2 protein-coding genes, 2 tRNA genes, 3 rRNA genes and 1 pseudogene (1 of these 8 running past the window's edge) are annotated in these 9,033 nt (G+C 54.4%); 1 reads left to right on the top strand and 7 read right to left on the bottom strand.

Annotated features, from left to right (window positions below; genetic code table 11):
- Positions 1 to 699 (top strand): annotated as a pseudogene (locus K3758_RS02390) (IS3 family transposase) (it extends 551 nt beyond the left edge of the window).
- Between the two features lie 505 nt (positions 700 to 1,204).
- On the opposite strand, the gene rrf reads toward K3758_RS02390, so the two are convergent.
- The 7 genes from rrf to msrP form a co-directional block, all read right to left on the bottom strand.
- Positions 1,205 to 1,319 (bottom strand): 5S ribosomal RNA (gene rrf / locus K3758_RS02385).
- Positions 1,320 to 1,501: 182 nt separating this feature from the next.
- Positions 1,502 to 4,335, bottom strand: a 23S ribosomal RNA gene (locus tag K3758_RS02380).
- Between the two features lie 432 nt (positions 4,336 to 4,767).
- Positions 4,768 to 4,844 (bottom strand) — tRNA-Ile (locus tag K3758_RS02375).
- Positions 4,845 to 5,007: 163 nt separating this feature from the next.
- Positions 5,008 to 5,083: transfer RNA gene (locus K3758_RS02370), tRNA-Ala, on the bottom strand.
- Positions 5,084 to 5,231: 148 nt separating this feature from the next.
- Positions 5,232 to 6,695 (bottom strand): 16S ribosomal RNA (locus K3758_RS02365).
- The 16S, 23S and 5S rRNA genes sit together here with 2 tRNA genes alongside, the layout of an rRNA operon.
- 627 nt (positions 6,696 to 7,322) lie before the next feature.
- Positions 7,323 to 7,961 carry a protein-methionine-sulfoxide reductase heme-binding subunit MsrQ gene (gene msrQ, locus K3758_RS02360; RefSeq protein WP_259947323.1) on the bottom strand — a complete coding sequence of 213 codons (639 nt, stop codon included), beginning with the start codon at positions 7,959 to 7,961 and terminating at the stop codon, positions 7,323 to 7,325.
- Positions 7,962 to 8,034: 73 nt separating this feature from the next.
- A complete protein-coding gene (msrP, locus tag K3758_RS02355) occupies positions 8,035 to 8,940 on the bottom strand; it encodes a protein-methionine-sulfoxide reductase catalytic subunit MsrP (RefSeq protein ID WP_259947321.1) in 906 nt (301 codons plus the stop codon).
- Positions 8,941 to 9,033 lie beyond the last annotated feature (93 nt).

The raw sequence follows: 9,033 nt of genomic DNA, 5'->3' as shown, positions 1-9,033 counted from the left end.
ACTGCCGGGCAGTGGATGCGCCTGAATGGCATATCTATTGCGCGAACACGTAAGCACAAGGTCAAAACCATTGCCCGGCAGGCGATTGCGGAGCAATCTGCCGAGAGGGGGGTAGCGATCACAAGTTCAACATCGCGCCCAATCTGTTGGATCGTGACTTCACGGCAGATGCGCCAAACCAGAAATAGGTTGGCGACATCAGTTATATTTGGACAAGCGAGGGTTGGTTGTATCTGGCTGTTATATTGGACCTGCATTCCCGAAGGGTCATCGGCTGGGCCCTCTCTCGTGACATTGCTGTGCTATGCACTGCCGGGCAATGTTGCAGCAATCGCATGAAACGGAACCTGGCAATCAGGGCGCTGAACATGGCCATCGCATTCAGGACACCGCCCAGGGGCTGCATTCACCAAACTGATCGTGGGTCGCAATATTGTTCACACGACTACCAGAAGATCCTGCGCCAACATGGGTTCAAGGTGTCGATGTCTGAGAAGGGCAATTGCTACGACAATGCGGCAGTCGAGACGTTCTTCAAGACGATCAAAGCCGAACTGATCTAGCGGCATCCTTGGGAGACACGGCGCAAAGCCGAGATTAGCGATCTTCGAATACATCAACGGGTTCTACAATCCGCGCCGCCGACACTCAGCATTAGGCTGGAAAAGCCCGGTCGCTTTTGAACGGAAGGTGGCTTAAACGAGCCCTTGGAGCGGCACAAAAGCGGGACAGGTCCACTCCCAATCCTAAGAAGGATAGAGCCGGATTCTCTATGAATCGAGGTGACACTGCGAGTCCCAGCTTGGGAATTCCGTTCGAGCGGCAGGGGAGCAATTCTAAATGTAAGAAATGCGGCATCTCAAGAGCCAGCTTGGTGTTTCGCTAAGACGGCGGGGGAGCAATTCTGAGATGGAGGCAATGCGGCGGATCACAACAGTCCTTCAATCGGCGTTCCACACGTAGATGGGACACCAAACAGCGAAAATGGACGATGGAGCCCCCCTCGCCGGTGGTGGCGCTCACGCGGTGAACGCCGACAACGTCGACGGTCCCGCCAAAGTTCGCGCGTGAGTTTGGGGGCACAGAGACGTGCCGATAACGCTCCATTCGCCCGCCAAGCACAAAACCGCCGCAGCTTTATAGCTGCGGCGGTTTTGTTATTCTGTTCATCGTCGAGAGATACTTAATATCAGGAACTTATTAGGTTTGGCGATGACCTACTCTCCCACGTCTTAAGACGCAGTACCATCGGCGCTACGGCACTTAACGGCTGGGTTCGGGATGGGACCAGGTGTTTTGCTCGCGCTATGATCACCAAACCAAATAAATTCCTGATACAGCGCTCTGCGCAGCAGAGCGACGGCGGGAGGCGGGGTATCCGAAGGATGCCCGTTCCCGCACCGTCTCCATTGGAGCGCAAAGCGTGTTTTTGTCCAAGTCAAGTACCACTGATTGTATGTGTATGCTTTTGCCCAGTTAAGCAGTCTTGCTTCTACTGGATCAAATCAAGCCTATCGAGCAATTAGTACCAGTCAACTGAACGTGTTACCACGCTTACATCTCTGGCCTATCGACGAGGTGGTCTACCTCGGCTCTCAGGGATACCTTGTTTTGAGGGGGGCTTCCCGCTTAGATGCCTTCAGCGGTTATCCTGTCCGATCATAGCTACCCAGCACTGCTATTGGCATAACAACTGGTCCACCAGTGGATCGTTCACCCCGGTCCTCTCGTACTAGGGGCAACTCCTCTCAAGTATCCTACACCCACGGAAGATAGGGACCGAACTGTCTCACGACGTTCTAAACCCAGCTCACGTACCTCTTTAAACGGCGAACAGCCGTACCCTTGGGACCTGCTCCAGCCCCAGGATGAGATGAGCCGACATCGAGGTGCCAAACACTGCCGTCGATATGGACTCTTGGGCAGTATCAGCCTGTTATCCCCGGCGTACCTTTTATCCGTTGAGCGATGGCCCTCCCACTTGGGACCACCGGATCACTATGGCCGTCTTTCGACTCTGCTCGACTTGTCAGTCTCGCAGTCAGGCTGGCTTCTGCCATTGCACTCAACGAGCGATTTCCGACCGCTCTGAGCCAACCTTCGCGCGCCTCCGTTACGATTTAGGAGGCGACCGCCCCAGTCAAACTACCCGCCACACAGGGTCCCGGAACCGGATAACGGTCCGCGGTTAGACATCAAGCAGAACAAGGGTGGTATCTCAAGGGAGGCTCCACCGAGACTGGCGTCTCGGTTTCAAAGCCCACCACCTATCCTGCACATGTTCGGCCTAATGCCAGTGTGAAGCTGTAGTAAAGGTGCACGGGGTCTTTCCGTCTAACCGCGGGTAACCGGCATCTTGACCGGTAATTCAATTTCGCTGAGTCTATGTTGGAGACAGCGGGGAAGTCGTTACGCCATTCGTGCAGGTCGGAACTTACCCGACAAGGAATTTCGCTACCTTAGGACCGTTATAGTTACGGCCGCCGTTTACCTGGGCTTCAATTCAGAGCTCTCACCCCTCCTTTTAACCTTCAGGCACCGGGCAGGCGTCAGACCCTATACGTCGTCTTGCGACTTCGCAGAGCCCTGTGTTTTTAATAAACAGTCGCCACCCCCTGGTTTGTGCCCCCAGCCTCTAGTTGCCTAGAAACCGGGCCTCCTTCTCGCGAACTTACGGAGGTATTTTGCCGAGTTCCTTCAACATAGTTCTCTCAAGCGCCTTGGTATTCTCTACCTGTCCACCTGTGTCGGTTTAGGGTACGATCTAGCGATGGAGCTATTTCCAGGGACCTCTAAGCAGCCCATTCAATCCGATAAGGATGAACTACCCTCGAGATCCGTCACTTCCATCTGGCCCAGGAATATTAACCTGGTTCCCATCGACTACGCCTTTCGGCCTCGCCTTAGGGGTCGGCTTACCCTGCTCAGATTAGCTTTAAGCAGGAACCCTTGGACTTTCGGCGAGAGTGTCTCTCACACTCTTTGTCGCTACTCATGTCATCATTCTCACTAGTGATCTCTCCACCGGATCGCTCACGCGCCAGCTTCACAGAAAGCTCCTTGTGTCCAATACGTCCCGAGGGACGATAAGGACACATGGAACTATGTCACACTACGCTCTGCTACCATGCAATAAATGCATCCTCAGCTTCGGCTCATGGCTTGAGCCCCGTTACATCTTCGCCGCAAGACAACTTATTTAGACCAGTGAGCTGTTACGCTATCTTTAAAGGATGGCTGCTTCTAAGCCAACCTCCTGGTTGTTTTGGTCGTCTCACCTGCTTTCCCACTTAGCCATGAATTAGGGGCCTTAGCTGGAGGTTAGGGTTGTTTCCCTCTTCACGACGGACGTTAGCATTCGCCGTGTGTCTGCCGACTAGTACTCCTCGGTATTCGGAGTTTGGTTAGGATCAGTAAGCCTGTGGGGCCCCATTACCCATCCAGTGCTCTACCCCCGAGGGTATTCGGTCGACGCTCTACCTAAATAGATTTCGCAGAGAACCAGCTATCTCCGAGTTTGATTGGCCTTTCACCCCTAGGCACAGCTCATCCCGATCTTTTTCAACAGATGTGGGTTCGGTCCTCCAATAAGTGTTACCTTATCTTCAACCTGGCCATGCCTAGATCACTCGGTTTCGGGTCTGATCCCACGAACTCAACGCCCTATTAAGACTCGCTTTCGCTACGCCTACACCTAACGGCTTAAGCTTGCTCGTGAGACCAAGTCGATGACCCATTATACAAAAGGTACGCTGTCAGGACGCAAGGTCCCTCCAACTGTTTGTAGGCGTTCGGTTTCAGGTACTGTTTCACTCCCCTCGTCGGGGTGCTTTTCACCTTTCCCTCACGGTACTGGTTCACTATCGGTCAGTAAGGAGTACTTAGCCTTCGAAGGTGGTCCTCCGATCTTCAGACAGAATTTCACGTGTTCCGCCCTACTTAATACGTCCAATCATGCTTCTTATACGGGACTATCACCCACTCTGGTTGCGCATTCCAACGCATTCTAACCACACTCATGGCTCGGCTGGTCCCCGTTCGCTCGCCGCTACTAGGGGAGTATCATATTGATTTCCTTTCCTCCGGGTACTTAGATGTTTCAGTTCCCCGGGTTTGCCTTTTTAAGCCTATATATTCAGCCTAAAAATACCTGGTTTACCAAGTTATTAGCTGCACCGAAGTGCAGTAATAACAAAGTATCAGGTGGGTTGCCCCATTCAGAAATCCATGGATCAAAGCTTATTCTCAGCTCCCCATGGCTTATCGCAGAGTATCACGTCTTTCATCGCCTCTTACTGCCAAGGCATTCACCAAACGCCCTTTTCGCGCTTGATTTGATCCAGAAAAAGCAAGACTTAGCGTCTCGCGCGAAGATCAGAAGCTGGTAAGAAACTGATCCTCTTTATCCTGTATCAAAAGCATACTTTTACCCGCCCAGACATTCGTCTGGACAATGAGCGATGCAGATAGCGAACCGTCCGTGCAGGAGGTCCGCGTCATCGCTCTGGTTAGTGTACTTGACTTGGACAACATATTCGTTTCGGTCGCGATATGTCTGAAAGGCCGAGGAAACAGCCCGTCAAACACCGGCCCCGAGGGGCAGCAACCGAGATCATCCCCTAACGCGGGGCGATCAAACATGTTGTTAGTATCTCTCTTTACGATGTCAATTCGTCTGAAGGACGAAGCGATGCTTCATCCGGGAACAGACGTTCAAACACACTGTATGTGCTTGAAGGTATGTTCCGTGTACCACCTTAGGGAAGATGGTGGGTCGAGGAGGACTTGAACCTCCGACCTCACGCTTATCAGGCGTGCGCTCTAACCACCTGAGCTACCGACCCAGTGTGCGCCGGAGGCGCGCACGTCGCACAAACAGCATATTGCGAAGCAATGTGCGAGTTGTGCCAGCGTGTGATAGTAAGACCTGGTTTGTGGCTGGCCTGCCCTTCTCATCGTTGCTGCGCAACGACTGCCAGGGCGACGCCTTTTGCTCTGCAAAAGGCTTGGTGGAGCCTAGGAGGATCGAACTCCTGACCTCCTGAATGCAAATCAGGCGCTCTCCCAGCTGAGCTAAGGCCCCAAACTTTTGAGACCTACGCGTTCAGCGCAGGACCTATTTTCTGAAGAGATATGAGGACGGCTCGGTTCTAAATATGGCCGGCTTTGTATGCCGACCTGCTAAGTGTTCCATGAGATGAGCAAGCTCATCTGGCTAGGAACATCCTTAGAAAGGAGGTGATCCAGCCGCAGGTTCCCCTACGGCTACCTTGTTACGACTTCACCCCAGTCGCTGATCCTACCGTGGTCCGCTGCCTCCTCGAAAGGTTGGCGCACGGCCGTCGGGTAGAACCAACTCCCATGGTGTGACGGGCGGTGTGTACAAGGCCCGGGAACGTATTCACCGTGGCATGCTGTTCCACGATTACTAGCGATTCCGACTTCATGGGGTCGAGTTGCAGACCCCAATCCGAACTGAGACAGCTTTTGGGGATTAACCCATTGTCACTGCCATTGTAGCACGTGTGTAGCCCAACCCGTAAGGGCCATGAGGACTTGACGTCATCCACACCTTCCTCCCGCTTATCACGGGCAGTTTCCTTAGAGTGCCCAGCCGAACTGCTGGCAACTAAGGATGTGGGTTGCGCTCGTTGCCGGACTTAACCGAACATCTCACGACACGAGCTGACGACAGCCATGCAGCACCTGTCACTGCGCCACCGAAGTGGACGCCCGATCTCTCGGGTTAGCACAGGATGTCAAGGGTTGGTAAGGTTCTGCGCGTTGCTTCGAATTAAACCACATGCTCCACCGCTTGTGCGGGCCCCCGTCAATTCCTTTGAGTTTTAATCTTGCGACCGTACTCCCCAGGCGGAATGCTTAATCCGTTAGGTGTGTCACCGAACAGTATACTGCCCGACGACTGGCATTCATCGTTTACGGTGTGGACTACCAGGGTATCTAATCCTGTTTGCTCCCCACACTTTCGTACCTCAGCGTCAGTATCGAGCCAGTGAGCCGCCTTCGCCACTGGTGTTCCTCCAAATATCTACGAATTTCACCTCTACACTTGGAATTCCACTCACCTCTCTCGAACTCAAGACCAGGAGTTTAAGAGGCAGTTCCAGGGTTGAGCCCTGGGATTTCACCCCTTACTTTCTGATCCGCCTACGTACGCTTTACGCCCAGTAATTCCGAACAACGCTAACCCCCTCCGTATTACCGCGGCTGCTGGCACGGAGTTAGCCGGGGTTTCTTTACCAGGTACTGTCATTATCATCCCTGGCGAAAGTGCTTTACGATCCTAAGACCTTCATCACACACGCGGCATGGCTAGATCAGGCTTGCGCCCATTGTCTAAGATTCCCCACTGCTGCCTCCCGTAGGAGTCTGGGCCGTGTCTCAGTCCCAGTGTTGCTGATCATCCTCTAAAACCAGCTATAGATCGTAGACTTGGTAGGCCATTACCCCACCAACTATCTAATCTAACGCGGGCCGATCCTTCTCCGATAAATCTTTCCCCCGAAGGGCGTATGCGGTATTACTCACCGTTTCCAGTGGCTATTCCGCAGAGAAGGGCACGTTCCCACGCGTTACTAACCCGTCCGCCGCTAGACCCGAAGGTCTCGCTCGACTTGCATGTGTTAGGCCTGCCGCCAGCGTTCGTTCTGAGCCAGGATCAAACTCTCAAGTTGAAAAGCTATTGCTAGCTTATCCTTGACGTCGAACCTCTGCACATCGACCTGTATCCCTTACTGAAAGATACAAGCCATTCTCTGTTTGTTGTGCTTGAGACTACAAAGTAGTCGAAAGCCGTCCAAACAGTGAAGCTGACACTCTATCATCGGGCCTAAACCCTAAGAGCGCGATATACAGACGTAGATCCATCGAATGAACCAAACCGCCCACATATCTCTTCAGATATCAAATTTTCAAACAGCGTTGAGACAAAAGAAACTGAGATGCGCCCTATAACCTTGGCGCGCCCCGCCTCTAGTACCTCGAATTTTTATCCACCTTCCGAACCGAACCCAGCGTCTCCGCTTCCGTCCGCCCCGTCTAGCGCCCCGTCGCTGCATCTCTGCGCCGCCGGTAGAGGGGGTTCTAAGGCGAGTGACAGAAACCCGCAACCCATTTTTTGAGGTTTTGTGGAGTTTTTGTGAAACGACTTAAAAACCATGTTAAAACAGCGACTTAGCACCTGACATCATTTGCGAAATCCTGCCCACCTCCTCCTTGCGCAGCCCCATTATGTTAACGCCACCAGTTATCCACAGGCCATAGAGCCGATAGGTGCGATTCAGGGGCGTGAATCACGGCTTCTAACTGCGAATCCAATTCACCCCGCCCTGCGAAAGCCTCTGCCGGATGCGCTTGAACGGGAGGCGGTAGATTAAAAGCGCCAAGATCACTCCGGCGTAGATCAGCGGCTCCAATTGAAGACCCTTTGCCAGCCACATAAAATGAAGCGCCGCCAGCAGCGCCGCGGCATAGGTAAGACGGTGGAGTTTGCGCCAGCGGGCGCCAAGCTTGCGCAGGGACCAGTTGTTGGAGGTTGCCGCCAAGGGGATCAGACAGAGGAACCCCGCCATACCGATGGTGATATAAGGCCGCTTTAGAATATCCGCCCAGACTCGCGAGAGCGTCTGTACATCCAACACGGCCCAGACTGTGAGATGCGCAAGCGCATAGACAAATGTCATAACGCCAATGGCCCGGCGAAAGCGCAGCAAGTTCAGCCCAAGTGTCCGGCGTAGGGGAGTGACAATCAGCCCAGCAATCAAAAGGCGCAGCGCCCATAGGCCATAGAGATGCTCCAGCCCTTTCACCGGGTCACGACCCAGCCCACCGTTGAGCCCCTGATAGAAGAACCACGGGATCGGCAGGGCCAGAAGCAGATAGACGGACCAGATCGGAACGCGCCGGGCGAGACTGTTCAGAGTATCAATCGCCCCCGCCATCAGCCGGCCAGCCCGGGCAACGCGCGTCCGCCGAGGCGGTCAAAATTTCTGTGCATATATAGTGTGTCGCGCATCAGAAGTTCGCGGTCAGGTCCATGCCCTCGTAGAGCCCTGCCACCTCTTCTTCGTAGCCGTTGAACATCAGCGTCGGCTGACGCCGCGCAAACAGCCCGCCACCGATGGGGCGCTCATCGGCCTGCGACCAGCGTGGATGGCTCACTTCGGGGTTTACGTTACTGTAGAAGCCGTATTCCCGCGGCGCGGCCTTGTTCCAGCTGGTGGGCGGCTGTTTGTCGGTCAGGGTGATCCGCACGACGGATTTGATCGACTTGTAGCCATATTTCCATGGCACCACCAAACGCAGGGGCGCGCCGTTCTGGTTTGGGATGTCTTTGCCATAGATGCCGGTGGCCATGATTGTCAGCGGGTGCATCGCCTCATCCAGACGCAGCCCTTCGACATAGGGCCAGTCGAGCACGGGGAAGCGGACGCCGGGCATTTCCTCAGGCCGGTAGGCGGTCTCGAACGCGACGTATTTCGCACCGGATTGCACCCCGGCCATATTCAGGAGATCGGCCAACTCGAACCCGTTCCACGGCACCACCATCGACCAAGCTTCGACGCAGCGCAGGCGGTAGATGCGCTCTTCGACTGTCATGGCCTTCATGATGTCCTCAAAAGCGTAATCGCCCGGCTTGTCGACCATCCCTTCGATGGCCACTGACCACGGCTTGGTCGTCAGGCTCCCTGCGTATTTCGCGGGGTCACCCTTGCCGGTGCCGAATTCGTAGTAATTGTTGTATTGGGTGATGTCCTCATAGTCATTCGGGGTCAGCCCCTCTTGGGCCATGGCCCCCTGCCCCAAGCTGGCAAGACCCAGCCCTGCCATCGCGCCGCCCATGATCTGACGCCGGTTAAAGTACTGCGCCTCGTCGGTTACGTCTCGGTCTGTCAGTCGATTGATCCAACGATTGGCCATTTCAGCACTCCCTACTATACTCAATAGAAGTTAGCGCCCGCCGCGGGTGGCACCAAATCCTTTCGCCCGGATTTCAGCCAGCACACCGAAATG

The sequence above is a fragment of the Sulfitobacter sp. W002 genome (genome assembly GCF_025142135.1).
In the GTDB taxonomy this organism is placed as follows: domain Bacteria; phylum Pseudomonadota; class Alphaproteobacteria; order Rhodobacterales; family Rhodobacteraceae; genus Sulfitobacter; species Sulfitobacter profundi.
This window is presented reverse-complemented; position numbering and strand designations above follow the sequence as displayed.